Annotated in this window: 15 protein-coding genes; 10 read left to right on the forward strand and 5 right to left on the reverse strand. The window is 41.1% G+C overall.

The genetic code is table 11. The features are described from left to right. Positions 1-17: 17 nt before the first annotated feature. Both QF049_RS03985 and QF049_RS03990 read right to left on the reverse strand, forming a co-directional pair. Positions 18-1,475, reverse strand: a complete 1,458-nt coding sequence (locus tag QF049_RS03985) for a 4-hydroxyphenylacetate 3-hydroxylase family protein (RefSeq protein ID WP_307534957.1) — start codon at positions 1,473-1,475, stop codon at positions 18-20. Between the two features lie 200 nt (positions 1,476-1,675). Continuing rightward, positions 1,676-1,828: a DUF1540 domain-containing protein gene (locus QF049_RS03990; RefSeq protein ID WP_074095586.1), complete on the reverse strand. Its 153-nt coding sequence runs from the start codon at positions 1,826-1,828 to the stop codon at positions 1,676-1,678. 305 nt (positions 1,829-2,133) lie between these two features. Between QF049_RS03990 and QF049_RS03995 the strand changes: the two genes are divergently transcribed. Next, complete coding sequence (locus QF049_RS03995) at positions 2,134-2,946, forward strand: AAA family ATPase (protein WP_307534959.1); 813 nt, start codon at positions 2,134-2,136, stop codon at positions 2,944-2,946. A 96-nt stretch (positions 2,947-3,042) separates the two neighbouring features. Here the strand turns inward: QF049_RS03995 and QF049_RS04000 are convergent, their stop codons facing one another. Both QF049_RS04000 and QF049_RS04005 read right to left on the reverse strand, forming a co-directional pair. Then, positions 3,043-4,509 carry a HAMP domain-containing sensor histidine kinase gene (locus QF049_RS04000; protein ID WP_307534961.1) on the reverse strand — a complete coding sequence of 489 codons (1,467 nt, stop codon included), beginning with the start codon at positions 4,507-4,509 and terminating at the stop codon, positions 3,043-3,045. Next, positions 4,494-5,180 (reverse strand): response regulator transcription factor, encoded by a 687-nt coding sequence (locus QF049_RS04005; protein ID WP_307534964.1) that lies wholly within the window; start codon positions 5,178-5,180, stop codon positions 4,494-4,496. The genes QF049_RS04000 and QF049_RS04005 overlap by 16 nt, the downstream gene beginning before the upstream one ends. Before the next feature lie 191 nt (positions 5,181-5,371). Between QF049_RS04005 and QF049_RS04010 the strand changes: the two genes are divergently transcribed. The 9 genes from QF049_RS04010 to QF049_RS31325 all read left to right on the forward strand — a co-directional run bounded on the left by QF049_RS04010 (position 5,372) and on the right by QF049_RS31325 (position 15,461). Beyond that, a complete protein-coding gene (locus tag QF049_RS04010) occupies positions 5,372-6,088 on the forward strand; it encodes a YceI family protein (RefSeq protein WP_307534966.1) in 717 nt (238 codons plus the stop codon). 1,082 nt (positions 6,089-7,170) lie between these two features. Further along, positions 7,171-7,839, forward strand: a complete 669-nt coding sequence (locus QF049_RS04015; RefSeq protein WP_307534968.1) for a sensor histidine kinase — start codon at positions 7,171-7,173, stop codon at positions 7,837-7,839. Continuing rightward, positions 7,820-8,380 carry a sensor histidine kinase gene (locus QF049_RS04020; RefSeq protein WP_307534970.1) on the forward strand — a complete coding sequence of 187 codons (561 nt, stop codon included), beginning with the start codon at positions 7,820-7,822 and terminating at the stop codon, positions 8,378-8,380. The genes QF049_RS04015 and QF049_RS04020 overlap by 20 nt, the downstream gene beginning before the upstream one ends. Further along, positions 8,367-9,014 carry a response regulator gene (locus QF049_RS04025; RefSeq protein ID WP_307534972.1) on the forward strand — a complete coding sequence of 216 codons (648 nt, stop codon included), beginning with the start codon at positions 8,367-8,369 and terminating at the stop codon, positions 9,012-9,014. Before QF049_RS04020 ends, QF049_RS04025 begins: the two co-directional genes overlap by 14 nt. Positions 9,015-9,251: 237 nt before the next feature. Continuing rightward, positions 9,252-11,471, forward strand: coding sequence for an MMPL family transporter (locus QF049_RS04030; protein ID WP_307534975.1), 2,220 nt, complete (start codon positions 9,252-9,254; stop codon positions 11,469-11,471). A gap of 145 nt (positions 11,472-11,616) precedes the next feature. Further along, positions 11,617-13,530: an LTA synthase family protein gene (locus QF049_RS04035; protein ID WP_307534977.1), complete on the forward strand. Its 1,914-nt coding sequence runs from the start codon at positions 11,617-11,619 to the stop codon at positions 13,528-13,530. 223 nt (positions 13,531-13,753) lie between these two features. Then, the gene (locus QF049_RS04040; RefSeq protein WP_307534979.1) at positions 13,754-14,095 is read left to right on the forward strand and encodes an Asp23/Gls24 family envelope stress response protein; all 342 of its coding nucleotides are present in this window, start codon (positions 13,754-13,756) and stop codon (positions 14,093-14,095) included. Beyond that, positions 14,095-14,598 (forward strand): DedA family protein, encoded by a 504-nt coding sequence (locus QF049_RS04045; protein WP_307534981.1) that lies wholly within the window; start codon positions 14,095-14,097, stop codon positions 14,596-14,598. The genes QF049_RS04040 and QF049_RS04045 overlap by 1 nt, the downstream gene beginning before the upstream one ends. A 98-nt stretch (positions 14,599-14,696) precedes the next feature. After that, on the forward strand, positions 14,697-15,461 hold the full coding sequence (locus QF049_RS31325) for a YihY/virulence factor BrkB family protein (protein WP_373428331.1): 765 nt from the start codon (positions 14,697-14,699) through the stop codon (positions 15,459-15,461). A gap of 122 nt (positions 15,462-15,583) precedes the next feature. On the opposite strand, the gene QF049_RS04050 is transcribed toward QF049_RS31325, so the two are convergent. Continuing rightward, a complete protein-coding gene (locus tag QF049_RS04050) occupies positions 15,584-16,672 on the reverse strand; it encodes a nuclear transport factor 2 family protein (protein WP_307534983.1) in 1,089 nt (362 codons plus the stop codon). Positions 16,673-17,003: the final 331 nt, after the last annotated feature.

Raw genomic sequence — 17,003 nt, forward strand, 5'->3', positions numbered from 1 at the left:
AACGATTCTTTAGTTACTTATTTGCTGGTGTTGGATAGAAAATCACGAACGAGCTGACGATTCGTCTGATCTTTGTTATATACGGAGTATAATCGATTGGATACTGTAAGGACATTGCCAAAAAAGAATCGTTCGAATTGGGTCTGTCTGCCCCCGAATGATCCAGCCCCAAGCTCCCAGATCAGGCGGAACAGAGCGTTGCGTTCATAAGAAGCCATATCGTTCCCTTTCAGATATATATTCAGTGAAGGAGCGATATCGGATTGAAACTCTTCTTCCTGAGGGATCATAATTACCCCGCTCGAACCCAAAAGTTGCAGAATTTCAATCATCTCAGGATAAAGTTTCGGAAAAAGCAGATTGGCTGCCATCAATGGTTTGGGTGCAGGTAATACAAATCCTCTTCCGTCTGGTATGGCACCTGCCTCTGCGGCCAAAGCCAATGCTTTTAACGATTCAAGACCTGCGAACACACGTGCAGTTTTCTCGATAACATGTGCTTCCGTATTCAGACCCAGTGTATCCGTGAGCAGCTGGATTGTACCGAGAACAAATTCCGTCTTGGCAATATAACGACACAGTACCTGATGACCTGCATGAATATGAAAGTTGCTACCACTGAAGAGACGCGAGGACATTTCCTCACTCCCTGCAAAAAATATTCGTTCATGCGGAACGAGTACCCGGTCAAAGATGACGATATTGTCCATTTCTTCATATCTGGAACTCAGGGGATAATTAGTGTGAGATTCGGCTGCATAGGTATCCCTGCATACCAGACTGATTCCCGGAAGATCATTGGGGACAGCAAAAGAGAATGCAAATGGATTTTCGTCATCAAATGGGGCAGGCGAAGGTGACGGATAGACAAAAATCTCATCCGAAGTGGCAGCTTGTGTAGCCATCATGAATGCTCCGCTTATAATGAGACCTTCTTCGGTGCGATCTACGACCTTTGCGGCAATAGCATCCTCAGTGGCATCCAATTGTCCTGAAATTTTGCTGGCATATGGCTGAATAAAGGCATGGGATAGCGTAATATCATGATCACGGCAGTACGCATAATAATTCTTGAGATTTTCTGCATATTGGGGAGATAGTTCGTTCAGGAGATCGGCACCAGTGTAAAAGGACATTATGGCTGTATTCATGTAATCGGGTGAGCGACCAAGAAAGCCATGATGCACATTTGCCCAGATATTCATCCCTTCCCGGCGTTTACGGAGGTCGTCTGCACTGGTTGGAGGCAGGAAGGATATGCCCACAGGTTTGCCGTCTGCCGGGGAGGCATACGTCATCGTATCTGCAAATTTAGGATCAGATTGCAGATCATACATGTACATCTGAGTCTCCATTAAGCCAGCAAATGCTACATGTTCAGAGCGTTTTCCAGTAATAAGGTTACCTTTGTACCAGCAAGGGACGGACTGTGCATCAATTCGTTCGCGATACTGTGTGCCACTTTTAACAGGCATTGTTATTCACCTCTTGGTTCTAATCGTTCATGGGCATACTGACTTCTTACGTAGTGTACGTAGGTCATCTGTCCAATGTGCATTTAAGAGGTGAGAAGGATTTTTACAGAATAGGCTTGATAATAATTATCATTCTTGTTACAATAGACAAAGAAAAAGGAACCGGTAAGGGCTCCTTTAAGTGGATCACATGAAATTACTTATTTTACTTCAAATGTCTTACAGTCTGTTTCAGCAGACTGACTTGCTTCTTTGGAACTGTGACTCACGATGTAGATCGAAGAAGCGTTACATTTGTTCTCTTGAGCCCAGTGACGACAGGAATTAACTTCACACAATACGTCTTTTGCCATGATCGATAACCTCACTTTAATTGGATTACAGTCGTTGGTATAAAGATCCAGATATAACAAGTTGCCGCTTGTCAATCTGGAAATTTTTTGCTCTCACGAAATTCGGAGGGCTTTTTTGCGTTATACACAACGATGCACATTTAGAATAGCAAATTTTATTGAAGCTTGCAACCAAATGTTCCCATCTGTGACAAAATAGTGGACGTGCTGTGGTTATATTTGCAAAAAGGCAGTAGTATGTTATTATTTAATAGTAATAATTACGATTAATAACCGGAAACATAAATGAAGGAGCATGTGTATACATGAGCAAAATAAACCATATGAACCGGATTCCCCGCGCGAAAGGGATCGATATGGCTGCTTTTTACACGCCGAAAGAGTGTAGGCGCAAAGCCCAGCATATTGTATTTTCCGCTGAAAATGAACGCATCATTAATGAATTTGTCACCATTCTGGGCATGAAAGAGAAGTTCAGAGAGCATGATGTATCAGTCCCCAACAAAATGGTCATGTTCGGGCCACCCGGTACGGGAAAAACATTAACGGCATCACATCTGGCGGAGCGCCTGGATCTGCCATTGGTTCTTGTGAGATTAGATGCGATCATTCATAGCCATCTTGGGGAGACGGGGAGTAACGTACGTAAGTTATTCGAATATGCACGAATGAATCCCTGTGTGTTATTTCTAGATGAATTTGATGCCTTGGGCCGGACGCGTGAGAGCAATGATGAAGTGAAAGAGATGGCTCGTGTCGTCAATACGTTATTGCAATGTCTGGACGAATTCGATGGGGACAGTATCCTGGTAGCTGCGACGAATCTGGAAACCCAACTGGATCACGCCATCTGGCGGCGGTTTGATACGAAGATGACCTATGGTATGCCTGATGATACAAGTCGCAGATTGTATATCAGTAAGTTGGTGGGATCATTTGAACAGGAGTCCCAGGTGGAAGATTACATATGTGAACGCTTGACCGGATGCAGTTATGCGGATATAGAGCAGATCGTTTTGAAAGCAAAACGGAAAGCGATCATTGCCAGTAGTGTACTTCATAAGAAACTGATCTCGGATGCTTATGATGAATACAGACCACGTGTATTAGAGTGTTGAATGCTTCCATTCTGGATAAAGCAACAAGGAACAACGTTGAACTAGCCCAGTCTCCTGAATGGAGTCCTGGGCTAGTTGGCATGTTAGCGTGGTGCGTTACACCTTAACGGCTGCTCCGTATGCTTTTTCTGCAGCCATGGCTTCTTGTGTTGCATTCCAGCGTGGCAGGCTTAATCTGAACATGCTGCCTTCCGGGCTACTGGAGACAAGTGTCAGTTCACCAGCCTGTTCCTGAGCGAGTAGCCGGCTATATGTTAATCCCAGACCCAGGCCGCGGTTACGACGTTTTTTGAGTTCTCCACGATAGAAACGTTCGAAGATTTTGGGTTGTTCTTCAGCTGCGATGCCTGTGCCGTTGTCCTTGACATCAACGTACAGCATCTGTTCTTCTGTACTAAGATAAATATTGAAGACAGCCTTCTGTTCAGGAGCTGTGGCATGAAGTGCGTTATTGAGCAAATTGACAATGATCTGCTGAATGCGGAGAGCATCCCCCATGGTAAAGAAGTTAATTGGAGGGGCGTGCAGCTGAACCTCTGGCATTTTGTCCTCATACGCAATCTTCCACTGATAGATGATCTCACCGACCAACAGTTTCAGATCCGTCCGTTCCTTGCGAACGGCAACACTTCCTGCAGCCATGGCATTATAGTCAAGCAAATCTGCGACCATACGCTCCATGCGTTCGGATTCCTTCAAAGCGATATCCAAAAATTCTTTACCTTCCTGTGGACTCACGACATCGTCACGTACTGCCATAACGAGCCCCTTGATGGAAGTTACCGGTGTCTTGAGTTCATGACTTACCCCTGCCAGCGAAAGTGTACGCCATTCTTCGAGTTGTTGGAGACGAGAGGCCATATCTCGGAATGAATTAACAAGTTCATTGATCTCACGTTCTCGTGTATCCAAGTCAAGACTCACATCATAATTGCCACCTCGAATCTGTTCAGCGGCATAGGCGACCTGACGAATCGGTCTGGATAACTTTTTGGACAGGAGATAGATTGTAAACCATCCACAGAGGATTAGTCCTCCGAGGATTAGAGCCACGAGCCATATCGTCTCTGGACCAAATGTAATGGATTGTTTGGACTGCATGACCCACACTTTGCCCAAGGTTTGATCACCCTCGGATATGTTGACCGTCACACCTGCATATTTGTTGTTTCGAGGTTCAAGATAGTCGTCTGACAGTCGATAATGCACATCTTTTTGTTCCATTTTAGGCTGGGAAAAGATCAATTGATTGTTATTGTCCAAGATCATGACACAAAAATAATGATCTGTATTAAATAGTTTCTCTCGCTTGGTTACCAGTCTGTCAAGATCGGGTGGAACCCGAAGCATATCATTTTCACTGGTCACATGATCGGCAATCTCCAGACCAAGCAGTTCTGCGGTTTTGAGGCTTTTCTCAATGGAGGTTGTTCGAATCCAGTAGAGTGCCCCTGCCACAATAATCGTGAAACCAATGCACAAAATGAGAAAATATCGCAGTGTCCAGTGTGACAGAATGGATATCGTTCGTTTGGGTTTCTTCTGTTTCAGTTGGCGATCCAAAATTGATACCCCATTCCTCGCAACGTCCGAATTTCTCCCGTATCTGGCGACCAGTGGGAGAGGGCTTGACGTAGTCGTTTAATCGATAGATCTACAGCACGGTCACTGCCATCATAGTCCATCCCCCATACCTGTTCAATAAGATGATCTCTGGTAAATGTCCGATTCGGATAATCGGACAGGAAGAACAGTAACGACAGGTCACGAGGTGTGAGAGCAACCTCTGCTCCGTTCAGCAATACCTGCTTGGCAGCAAGATCAATGACGAGATTTCCAAAGGAACGCTTCTCTTCGCCACCTGAGGTCCAATGTGGATTACGGCGCAACACCGCATTCACTCTGGCGACCACTTCTTCCGGTACAAAAGGTTTGCTCATATAATCGTCAGCACCGGCATTTAATCCGTTGAGACGGTCTGAAATGTCATCCAGTGCGGTTAGCATGATCACGGGACAAGCACTTTTTTCACGAATAATCCGCAGTAGATCCCATCCGTCCATTTCTGGCAGCATCACATCAAGTAATACAAGGGAAGGCGTTACGGTATCAAAAAGGGAAAGTGCAGTCGGTCCATCTGCTGCATGATGAACTTCAAATTCTGCTTTTCTCAGATAAGCAGCCAATACTCGTGCAATAGCTTGCTCATCCTCGACGATAAGTATGGATTTCAAGAAAAGCGTTCTCCTTTCGCTTTGTAAACTTGTACTGATTTTACATGAGCCAGAGCGTAAAGCCAATCTTGTATTACGGATTTGAAAAAATATGGGACTTGTCTTATCTTGACTTCTTCCTGACACATTCAATTGATATGATTCACTCCAACAAGCAACCTAAACAATCATGTACTGGAGGAAACATAGAGATGAACAAGAAAGCAAAAGCATGGCTTATTACAGGTGTAGCGGCGGTTGCCGTAATTGGTGGCGGTGGTTACTATATCGCAAATAGCTACTTGGGGAACAATGTGGAGATTGAGCAGGTGCTTCCTGCGAGCACAGCGACATCCACAACAGCTGTAGATAGCACAGGAACGCCTGTAGCCAATGAAACTGCTGGAGCAGAGCAACTGAACGGAGACTGGAGCATCAGCGAAGGTTCCAAAGTATATTTCTCCGTAACTACATCGCAGGAGACCGTTAACTTTGTGGACGAGCAGGTAACAGGGAATTGGACAATTAATGTAAATGATGCTGCTCAGATGAAGGCAGAAGGACAGATCGAGATGGACGGAATTGATTCCGGGAATGGACAACGGGATGGTCACGTGAAGCAAGCCGATTTCTTCGACGTTGCTACCTATCCACAAGCTACATTTACAGCGACTTCTTTTGAAGGGGTACCTGCGGAATGGCCTGTCGGTCAAACGGTTGATATCAAAATGAATGGTACGATTACGGTTAAAGGTATTGAAAAAGAAGTAACTTTTGATGCAAAAGCTGCTTATGAGAATAATGCAGTATTGTTGTCGGCAACATCCATGGTAACATTCGAAGATTTCGGAATGGAAAATCCACACTCCGTTGTACTCTCGACTGAAAATGACATTCAGGTACAGCTTGAATTGAAACTTACCAAATAAGTGTGACAACGATCATATACCTAAAAATCTGTTCTGCTTCCGCTTTCCGGTGGACGGACAGATTTTTTTGTTTTTTACAAATCGTGTGATTCTTATAGTATGCGTTGTCATATGAATGAAAATATTTTAGACGCTGTGAAACTACGAGATTTGGATTTTATAGATGACCAACCTAACACTCATCTAAGTATAGTTTTGTGGGACATTGAACCAGTGCACATTAAACTAACGTAGAAACGTTAGTGTATAATGACAACAAGGAGCAGCCGATTATTGTAGTCAGGCAAAAAAACATGAGGAATTATCGGAATTCATCTGAGAGGATTGATTCTCCCTAGAGGGTAACTTTGATACTATAAACAGTATAATGGTTTTAACGAAAGAGAATTGTATTCAAGCAGAACTCAAGCTGCTAACATGACTTATGTCTTCATTGCCAGAATAATATCCTAGGCCGAAACAACTTAATTTAGTCAGGTTCTGAATAAGTATACGCTTGAAGAGTTAATAGTGATATGGAGCGAGAACAAACATCATGTCACAGTAGTAATATGAAATATGAAATTCTAATAACTCTAATAACTCTAATAATTTTAAAGAAATAATAGAATAACGTTAAGGAGGACTGGCACGTGTTGAAGTAGAGGTGGTCTTTACTACATTGTTGCGTCGACTACACATGCTTAAGCTCAGCATCCCACAAGATGAAGTGAACTGGCATTTCTCATTGTCCTCACAAGGTCTGGCTTCTCTGCCTGTAAAGTTTAAGTCATATTTTGAGTCAGGTCAGCTAATGTATGTGGAGCACTCCAATATCTGGAGTGCTTCACTGTATTTAGTGAGATACGAGTGAGCATTTTTGCCCAAAAGGGCAATCAGACATACCCATTTGTACGATGTAAAGGATAGGTAGATAATATTAAGATGAGGTAATAACTGAATTAACTCTCTTTCGCGCTTTTACAAATCCTTAGCATAAGTATCGGACAAGTCGTTAACCATATACCCAAAAAAGGGAATGTAAGCTTTTATCGAAAAATTTGCAAAAACCATTGTACATATTGGAACTGAGGTGAACTTTTATGGTTGTTACTAATAAGAATAAACTTGAGACTATACATGAACTATTTGAAACAAGAAAGCCCATCTTGATTTGGTTAATCTTTGTATACGCAGGATCTGTTACTCTTCAGTTTCTGGATGATCCTAGAGTAATTAGCAGTTTGGTATTTACGGGATTGTTTATTCTCCACGCCGCGTTGCATTGGATTTCTTATCGGGTTAACCAAAGACATTTTTGGTTTTATTTTGGAGTTCAAGGGATTCTAATTTACTTGTGCGCTATACTTTTTCCAGGAAGTTATCAGGCAGTTCTGGTTGGGTTGCTTCCTGTACTCATTGCTCAAAGTTTGGGTTTTTCTTTTCGAATCAGCAGGGTGATATTTATAGCTTTAGTTAGTGTTATTATATTTTTTGATTCTGCCTTAACTGTTGGAGATACAAAGGAACTGCTGGTATTCATTCCGATTTTTATAATGATGTTAATTATCGTCATCGCTTATGGAATCCTATTTTTTCGTCAAGTACATGAGCGAGTCAGGCTGCAAAAGTTTTTGAATGAACTGCAAGTGGCTCATCAAAAGGTCGAAGAACTTACATTGTCCAATGAACGGCAGCGAATGGCTAGGGACTTACATGATACTCTTGCCCAAGGAGTCGGCGGGTCTAATTATGCAATTGGAAGCTTCTAATGCACATATGGTGCAGGGGAATACGGAGAAGGCTCATAACATTATAATTCAATCCATGCAGCAAGCACGCAGAACACTGGCTGAAGCACGTAGGGCAATAGATGATCTTAGAACTACATCAGCACCTGATATCGATTTTAAGGAAGCGATTGAAGATGAGGTGAGACACTTCAGACATTCCACGGGCATTCAGGTAGACTGCCATGTACAACTGAATCAGCTACTATCCAGAGTTGTGATGGAACATAGTCTTCATATCGTCAGAGAGGTTTTGACGAATGTTGCACGCCACGCCAAAGCAAATATAGTAAAAGTCAGTGTTATCGTCTCGAACAATCAACTTCAGATCGAAATATCAGATAATGGAAAAGGATTCAATCCTGATGCGATCGGAAAGGAACCAGGCCACTATGGGTTACTTGGAATCCATGAGCGAGCAAGATTGATTGGTGGACTGATTAAGATGGAGAGCAGCCCAGAAGGTACAACCATAACGATGTCAATGACAATTCATGAAGGAGGTCAGCATGAGCCCTTATAAAATTATGTTGGTGGACGATCATTTTGTAGTGCGTGAAGGGCTGAAGCTCATATTAGAGACCAGCGAAAAATATCAAGTCGTAGGGGAGGCCGTAAATGGCCAGGATGCGCTTGAGAACGTTGAAAAGCTTCAGCCTGACATCATTTTAATGGATCTGAATATGCCTGTTCTGAGTGGACTCGAAACGATGAAGGAATTTAAGAAAAAAGGTCTGACGATCCCTATTATTATCCTGACTACGTATAATGAGGATGAAATGATGATTAACGGGTTGGCTTTGGGAGCCAAAGGGTATTTGTTAAAAGATACAAGCAGAGAAAGCTTGTTCAGAAGCATTGATTCTGCAATGCGAGGGGAAATGCTTTTATCTGAGGAGATGCTAGAGCGAGTAATGGCTGCTAAATTAAAATCGCAACAAGAGGTTAAGGAAGATGTCAAACTCTTGAGCGATAAAGAAAGCTACATTTTGCAATGCGTGGCTAAAGGCTATAAAAGCAAAGAAATCGCATTCGATATGAATATCGGAGAACGAACAGTCAAAGCTCATCTAACGAACATATACAATAAATTGGGGGTAGATTCTCGATCACAGGCCGTAGCTACTGCGCTGGATCGAGGTATTTTGAAGCTATAATTGTTGATCAATGCTAGCTAGCATGCAGGGTACCGACCTGCATGCTTTTTCTGTTGTTATCGAGTTGATGACAATCAATACACATGTTGTAGATTAAATCCATAAAAGAGAATTTTAACTTGATATAACTTTCCCCAAAGGGCAGAATTGAATGCCCATTGGGACGATGTTGCTATCCCAAACTAATTATAAAATAAGATTATATTTAAGATATAGAGCAGAGGAGACGAAACTGACATGGCAAAAATGTTATACAGACTGGGTTTTTGGTCTGCCAAGAACCGTATTAAGGTAATCATCGGAACAATGATGGTGATGTTGATTACCTCAATGGTAGCAATGGGGATGGGGCCGAAGCTTAGTGAAGAAACTACGATACCCGGGTTAGAGTCTATTGAAACGATGGGGCAGATGTATCAGGAGTTTCCTTCTATGATAGATAGCAGCAAAGCAATTCAGCTGGTGCTCAAAGCGCCTGCAAACGAAACATTATCTTCTGAAAAGGTAAAACAACTGATTGAAACACAACTTCAGAGCATATCCAACGATCCTGCTGTAACTGAAGTATCTGGCCCATATAATAATGAATCAATGAACACGGATGGCACGATCGCTTATGCGACAGTCTCTTATAACAAGGCTGATAGTGATGTTAGTGAGACGTCTAAAGAATATGTAATCCATGCGGCAGAAGCTTTACGGAACGCCGGACTGCAAGCAGAACTCACGGGTTCAGGTTATGTGAAGATGGAGATTGGTGGAGCTACAGAAGGAATTGGTATTCTACTTGCGCTGGTTATACTTTCTATTGCTTTTGGATCTGTCCTCACTGGCATCATTCCGATTCTAACCGCAGTCATTGGTCTTGGAACCGGCGTAATGCTGATCATTCTTGGATCTAATTTTCTGGATACACCTTCCTTCGCATTATCATTAGCAAGTATGATTGGACTTGCAGTAGGTATTGATTATGCACTATTTATTATTTCAAGATATCGTCAAGAACGTGCGAAGGGTTTTGAGAAAAGAGAGGCTATTGCAATAGCTAACGGTACAGCAGGTAGTGCAGTTGTTTTTGCAGGAATAACCGTCATTATTGGACTTGCAGGTATGGTAGTCGTTGGAATTCCTTTCCTCACAGCGATGGGAGTAGCTGCTGCGCTTTGTATTTTTGTAGCTGTACTAATTGCAATAATTACAGTGCCGGCCGTTCTTGACGTAATGGGCGGAAAAATCAAGGTTAAGCCGATAAAGAATTCTAAAAAATTAAATCAAGCAACAACTCGAGGAAATCTGTGGGGTAGATTGGTTACAGGACGACCTTGGATCACAGTGATTCTAGGATTGGCTCTTCTCTCCACGATATCGGTACCCTTTCTACACATGGAAACAGGGACTATGGATGATGGATTAAAATCAACGAGTATGACGGAACGACGAGCATACGATTTGTTATCTGAAGCATATGGCGTGGGATACCATAATCCTCTGATGATTCTTGCCAAAACGGATGGAAGTGCTGAAGCTGATGCTAATGTATTGAAAACAGTGGAACAGCTTAAAACCTATCCGAACATTGGGGTGGTTGCTGATCCGGTTACAGGCGCATCCGGAAAGGTATCTTTGATTAACATTATTCCAGCTACGGGGCACGCTGATGTGGAAACGGTGGAACTGGTAAAAACGATTCGCAGTCATATTCCTGAGATTGAACGTCAGAACCATGTAGAACTACAAATAACGGGCAGTACGGCAATTAATATTGATATCTCTCAAAAGCTGAACGAAGCCTTACCTAAGTTCTGTATCATAATCGTTAGTTTGGCGTTTATCCTGCTAGTCATGGTGTTTCGTTCCATCTTGGTTCCAATTAAAGCAGTACTCGGTTTTGTTCTCTCACTTGGAGCTACGATGGGATTTATTACCTACGTTGTTCAGGATGGACATTTCCAAAATATCTTTGGCTTCAGTGGACAATCACTTGTGCTTAACTTCTTACCGATAATGGTTGTTGGTATCCTGTTTGGATTGGCTATGGACTATGAAGTGTTTTTGGTTAGTCGTATGCGTGAGGACTTCAAAAAGCATGGTGATGCCAAACAATCTGTACTCGCAGGAATGAAGCATAGTGGGGGTGTAGTTACAACTGCTGGATTGATCATGATATCCGTATTTGCAGGGTTTATGATGACAAATGATCCAAGTATTAAGGTCATGAGTTTTGCCCTACTCTTTGGAGTATTGTTTGATGCCTTTATTGTTCGTCTATTCATTGTCCCAGGTGTGATGATCTTGATGGGTAAATCGGCTTGGTACTTGCCCAGATGGTTAGATCGACTTCTGCCGAACTTTGATGTTGAGGGAGAAAAGGTAATGGAAATCGTTGAAGAGCGTCATCAGAAACGTACGAATCAACATGATCTATTTCCAGAGCCTATAAATAGAGTAGAGATGTAAATTGAAGATGGCAGGTTTATTGATGAAATCTGCCATCCAATGTTTTGCCGAGAGGTTAATCTCGTTTTTCTATTCTAAAAGATTGATTACGTTGTAAGGGAGGGAGGAAGGTGCTGCTCCTTCTCCTTTTTAATAATTCTAGAGGATGAATGGTATGTACAAACGAAATGAAGGCGCGGACATCAGATTAAAACATCGATCCTATGAAAATTTGTGTTTGTTTAGTTTTATTCTCCTGTTGAAAAGTGTAGTCGCATGGTCTGTTGTATTTCATGATGGAACCAATTGGGCTATTGTTCAAACAGAACTTCCTTTTTTTATTTTGGTATTCAGCTTAATTGAGTGGTTTGCTGCTAAGAGAAAAGTTTTATATTATATGCTGGTTAATTTTTGCATGACGTTAATATATTTTGCAGTCATCATGTACTACAAATATTATGGTGTTATCGCTACGTATCATTCACTTAAACAAGCCAAAAAAGTTACTCATGTAGGAGAAAGCGCATTATCTTTGCTTACACCCTATTATCTATTTTTGTTTGTTGACATCGCCTTATTTCTCGTTTTAATTATCCTATCTAAGTATGGTTCAATCTGGAAGAATCGTATTTCACGTATGAGTCATAAGGTGTTAAGTTGTATGATTAGCGCATCATTCGCATTATGTGTATTCAATATCTGGCCGGTTCATGCTAGTCTGAATGAAATCTATAAAGCGAAGAGTATGGGGATTCTTAATTATGAAGTCTATAAGGTTGTTGCCGATCGTTTGGAGAAGGAAGTGCTAATAGCTCCCGGTGACATCTCCCAAGAGGAAATTAATGAAACGAAGGGAATATCTCCAATTAAAGACAAACCGAAGTTTCATGGAATCAATAAAGGCATGAATTTAATACTCGTACAGATGGAATCCTTTCAAAACTTTTTGATTGACCTCAGAATCGATGGACAGGAGATTACACCTCATCTAAATCAGTTAATTAAAAAGAATACGTATTTCCCTTATTTCTATACGAATGCTGGACAGGGGACAACCTCGGATGCCGAGTTCGTCGTAAACACATCCTTTTACGTACCCAAGGATGAACCAGCAACCTCATCCAAATATATGGATAAACAACTTCCAAGTCTACCACATTTACTTGAGGAAAATGGATATTTTACAGCGACGTTCCATACCAATAGTGTTAATTTTTGGAATCGCAATCGATTATATCGTGCCATAGGTTTTGAACGATATTATGATCAAGTATTTTTCGGAGAAGACGATCCTATTGCTTTTGGCGCATCAGACGAAGTCTTGTACTCCAAAACCTCTTCTGAAATGTCTATTTTGGATGACCAGAATCAACCTTTCTATGCCATGGTCATATCCATGAGTGCACATCATCCCTATCACTTGCCTGAAGAAAAGGTTAAAATGGAGCTGCCTGATCGTTTCAAGGATACATTGATCGGTGATTATATTCAGGCTCAAAATTACGCAGATGTTGCGATGGGTCAGTTTCTTGATGAACTGATAGAGTCTGGACTATGGGATAACAGTGTGGTCGTATTTTATGGAGATCACCAGGGAATACCATTGACTGGTCTTACAGGAGAAGAAAAAGAACTGATAAATTCCTTATTAGGTCATAACTATGGGTACACAGATATGATGAACATCCCATTCATTGTGCATTCGCCTTCAGGGCAGCTTGTTCCTGTAATAAACACGACAGGTGGACAAATTGATATTCTGCCAACTGTAGCCAATCTGTTGGGAATTTCCTTGGGAGATCAACTGGTTTTAGGTGAAGACCTGTTCAATCAAGAGCGTAATTTGATTCCGTTAAGACACTTTCTACCTGATGGTTCTTTTATTAATGATAAAATATTATATATGACAGGAAACAATTATGCCGATGGAGTACGTTATGAACTAAGTAATAACAGTATGGTGGAAGAGGGAGCGACTGCATCTCAATTCTCGGCCACCCAGCGTTTACTTGACCTCTCTAATAGCTACTTATTACAGTTACCTGATGTCTACAGTAATCAGGAGGGACAAAGAGAGTAAGAATGAAATGATTGCAGGCTAACTGTTTTATGATTCGGGATACAGGCAAGGGGAGACATCATTAGTCGATGTCTCCCTTTCTTTGTGTTTGCTCCTCAGATATGAAAAGCATATGCCCAAAGGTACAAAACCTCTCTGCCCCAAGGTACATTACGTTAATTTCTAATTCAAGATAAAATGGGTCTATACCACTTACAAAATTGTTTTAAAGGGGACATTACAATTGATTATACAGACAGATATAGGGAAGATACATGTTTTAGAGCAGGCGATTACAACAATTGTTTCAGTAGTTGCAAGGTTAGAGTCGGGAATTATATTGTTGTCAACAGGAGCCGTAGATAACTTGATTAAACACGTGAGCGGGAAAAAAATGCACAAAGGAGTATCTGTATCATTCTCCAACTCAAAATTAATCATTGAGCTTAGAATTATTGTAAATTACGGAGTGAAAATCCACTATGTCAGCCGTGAATTACAGTCCAGTATATTTGAGGTGGTGAATCATATGACGGGTATTTCTCCAGATCAGATCCACATTCGTATTGAAGGTATTAAAAGATAATGATTAGTAATACACTCTTAGAACTTGTTAATCAGTACGGATATGTATTTTTCTTCTTGGCTTTTTCACTGGGCCCTTTTGGGATTCCAGTACCTAATGAAGTCATTATTTTATCTGGTTCCATATTAAGCCATACAGGAGTTGTCAATTATTGGGCAACGTACAGCGCCATTGTAATAGGCTTATTATCGGCGATCACAACTTCCTATATCCTAGGAAGGTTTTTTGGTCATAGATTTAAAAAAAGATGGTCCAACAATCGCTATTTCTTAAAAGCGGAGTCTATGTTAAGAAGAAAGGGTGATCTGGCCATGCTTATTGGCATGTTTATTCCAGTGGTGCGTTATGCGATGCCTTTGCTGATTGGAATGAGTGAAATTCATTTCAAGAAATTTGCTCTTTTTACCTATTCAAGTGCTTTGATTTGGACAATAACTTATTTTGCTTTAGGAATTTATTTTAAAGAGCCTGTACTATCATTGATGCAAGTATTGGGATATTGATATATGATAATCGTACATAAAGGAGATGATTTGCAATTAAAGAAACGTACATACATATTCGAGAAAAATGCACTCCATACTGGAATAAAGTAAAGCAGATCGTCGTACCTGAGTTACGTTTACTCCCCGGGCATCTTACTCTTTTTTTCGTATTATCCCTGATTCCAATCTTAATTTTGATTAGTTACACATCAGCCTATTTGAAATTTCCGATCATAGATATTTTAGCATCGTTAAAAGGAATACTTCCAACGTCTGTATTTGAAATGCTGGTTCCTTATACTGAAAAAGGGCTCACGCTTCATAGTGGTGTCTGGATGGTCTTTGCATTTATTTTAGCTTCTAACGGAATGCATGCAGTGCTTGTCTGTTCGGACACTCTATTTGGTTTCAAACATCGAAACTATTTTCTTCGTCGACTGAAAGCACTTCTTCTGACCATCATGTTGGTTGTAATTATCATATTTACCTTGTTGGTGTATGGCTATAGCAGTATTGTCTTGCATTTCGATTTACTTGAAGGCATTAATGAGATAACAAAACTGTTGATCGCTATTCTGAGATGGCCTGTCGTTTTACTGTTTTTGTTTCTCACAATTAAAATTGTGTATATGGTAACACCTAGATATAGAATCCCTGGAAAGTACACCAATATCGGAGCACTTTTCACGAGCATTGTATGGGTAGTTTCCACATTTGCATACTCATATTATCTTAATCATTTTAATAACCAATACAGCGATTTATACGGAGATTTTGCCAATGTTATTGTTTTAATCATGTGGATGTACATTTTATCCTATGTATTTACTTTAGGTATTTCTATAAACGCATATCATTATCGGATCAAACAAGTAAACTGATGAGCAGAACTACAGATTAAAAACACATACGGGAGCACCCATTGCAGGGTACTCCTCGTATGTGTTTTTAATCTGTAGACAAATCCGAACTTGTAGTCCTTGGTTTCTCATAACCAACTGAGTCATTTGGTCCAGGATTCAATAACTTTTAAGCTGTCACCCTCCTCAGTAAAGTGTAAAAACTGCATTACGTCGCCAGCAGTCTTTTCCTCTGTCTTCGTGTCCTTATTCGTAATTCTATAGTGAATGGCTGCCCAGTCGCCGCTGATAAGCATATTATCAAAACGAATACGTTTTACCTCAGTTGATTCGGCATCTATCTCCACGGAATCCTTATACTCTTGGAGAGTCATGGTTTCCGCATTTGTGTGATATTTGAGATCGCTAGTATAATACGTATCGGCCCAGTCAGTCCAAGCATCAAAGCCCTGATTCCATTTATCAAAATCGCTCAAAATGGCGCTTTGAATTTTTTTAGCTATATCGGTATCAACTGGCGTGGGATAAGTAACAGGATATTTGGTTTTGAGATCTATAGTGTCAGGGATCTTGGTATTAATAATTTCATCCAATGCAGCTTGTTGTGCCGCCTTCGCTTCATCGGTTTGGAAATTGGTCAATGCGTTAAAATCTGCCCCCTTTGTACCAGCCCACCCTTCAACGACCCGTGTTCCGAGCAAATCACCATAATCTTTGAAATGGACGAACTCCATTACGCTTCCATCGGAAGATTGCTGGCTGTCTCGTGCAGTCGAAGAGATGTCATATCGAATTGCTGCCCAATCGTCGTTAATGATCATATTGTTGAAGTTACCCATCTGAATATCGGTAGACTTTAGCTGTGCATCCATAGCAGCCTGATATTCCTTCAACGTGAGCTTCACGCCATGGACGTTATAGAGCGAGTCCTCTGTATAAAGAATGTCCCCCCAGGCTTCCCAAGCCTCATATCCTCTATTCCAGTTCTCAAATCCATTTAGGAGTCTATTCTGTATATTTTTTTCCATTTTAGTTTCAATTGGTGTTGAGTTAATAATTGGGAATTTAGCCGCAAGTTCTTCAGTATTGTCATAGGAATCAGAAATACTGACCATAGATTCTTCGCCTGAACTCATATTCCCCTCAACTTGGGTAGGGCTCGAATCTGTATTATTTCCACAACCTACAGCAACGGTCATAATCGCCAAAGCTGTCAAACTCGCCGTCAACATTCTTATCGTAGTATTCTTCATCATTTTTCTCCTCTCAATTCTTAGGATACTCTCATGCTTCGCTATGCCGACTACAAAATTTAAATTAATAGCATACACATATACTACAACTGATAAAAAAATGTAACATCGTTCGAAGAGGCAGATCATTTCTGCCCTTTAGGGAACTCTGTATCATTTGCTCAGATCAAAATGAAAAAATCCGAAAGAGTGGCCAACTTTGTCATTTTTCATGCTCCTCCTATTCACGGATACCCGAAAGGGCAGGATCACATCCGCCCTTATGTACGATGTCGATCATGCGTGAAAAATATAAAATTTAATCATAAAT

This window comes from Paenibacillus sp. W4I10, assembly GCF_030816325.1.
In the GTDB taxonomy this organism is placed as follows: Bacteria; Bacillota; Bacilli; order Paenibacillales; family Paenibacillaceae; genus Paenibacillus; species Paenibacillus amylolyticus_B.

What these genes read in the sequence shown, in the direction of transcription:
- QF049_RS04030 (WP_307534975.1), top strand. Translation starts at nt 9,252, where the DNA reads ATGGCAAAAATGTTATACAGACTGGGTTTTTGGTCTGCCAAGAACCGT.
- QF049_RS04020 (WP_307534970.1), top strand. Translation starts at nt 7,820, where the DNA reads ATGCAATTGGAAGCTTCTAATGCACATATGGTGCAGGGGAATACGGAG.
- QF049_RS04035 (WP_307534977.1), top strand. Translation starts at nt 11,617, where the DNA reads ATGAATGGTATGTACAAACGAAATGAAGGCGCGGACATCAGATTAAAA.
- QF049_RS04050 (WP_307534983.1), bottom strand. Translation starts at nt 16,672, where the DNA reads ATGTTGACGGCGAGTTTGACAGCTTTGGCGATTATGACCGTTGCTGTA.
- QF049_RS04045 (WP_307534981.1), top strand. Translation starts at nt 14,095, where the DNA reads ATGATTAGTAATACACTCTTAGAACTTGTTAATCAGTACGGATATGTA.
- QF049_RS04010 (WP_307534966.1), top strand. Translation starts at nt 5,372, where the DNA reads ATGAACAAGAAAGCAAAAGCATGGCTTATTACAGGTGTAGCGGCGGTT.
- QF049_RS03995 (WP_307534959.1), top strand. Translation starts at nt 2,134, where the DNA reads ATGAGCAAAATAAACCATATGAACCGGATTCCCCGCGCGAAAGGGATC.
- QF049_RS04015 (WP_307534968.1), top strand. Translation starts at nt 7,171, where the DNA reads ATGGTTGTTACTAATAAGAATAAACTTGAGACTATACATGAACTATTT.
- QF049_RS03985 (WP_307534957.1), bottom strand. Translation starts at nt 1,475, where the DNA reads ATGCCTGTTAAAAGTGGCACACAGTATCGCGAACGAATTGATGCACAG.
- QF049_RS04025 (WP_307534972.1), top strand. Translation starts at nt 8,367, where the DNA reads ATGAGCCCTTATAAAATTATGTTGGTGGACGATCATTTTGTAGTGCGT.
- QF049_RS03990 (WP_074095586.1), bottom strand. Translation starts at nt 1,828, where the DNA reads ATGGCAAAAGACGTATTGTGTGAAGTTAATTCCTGTCGTCACTGGGCT.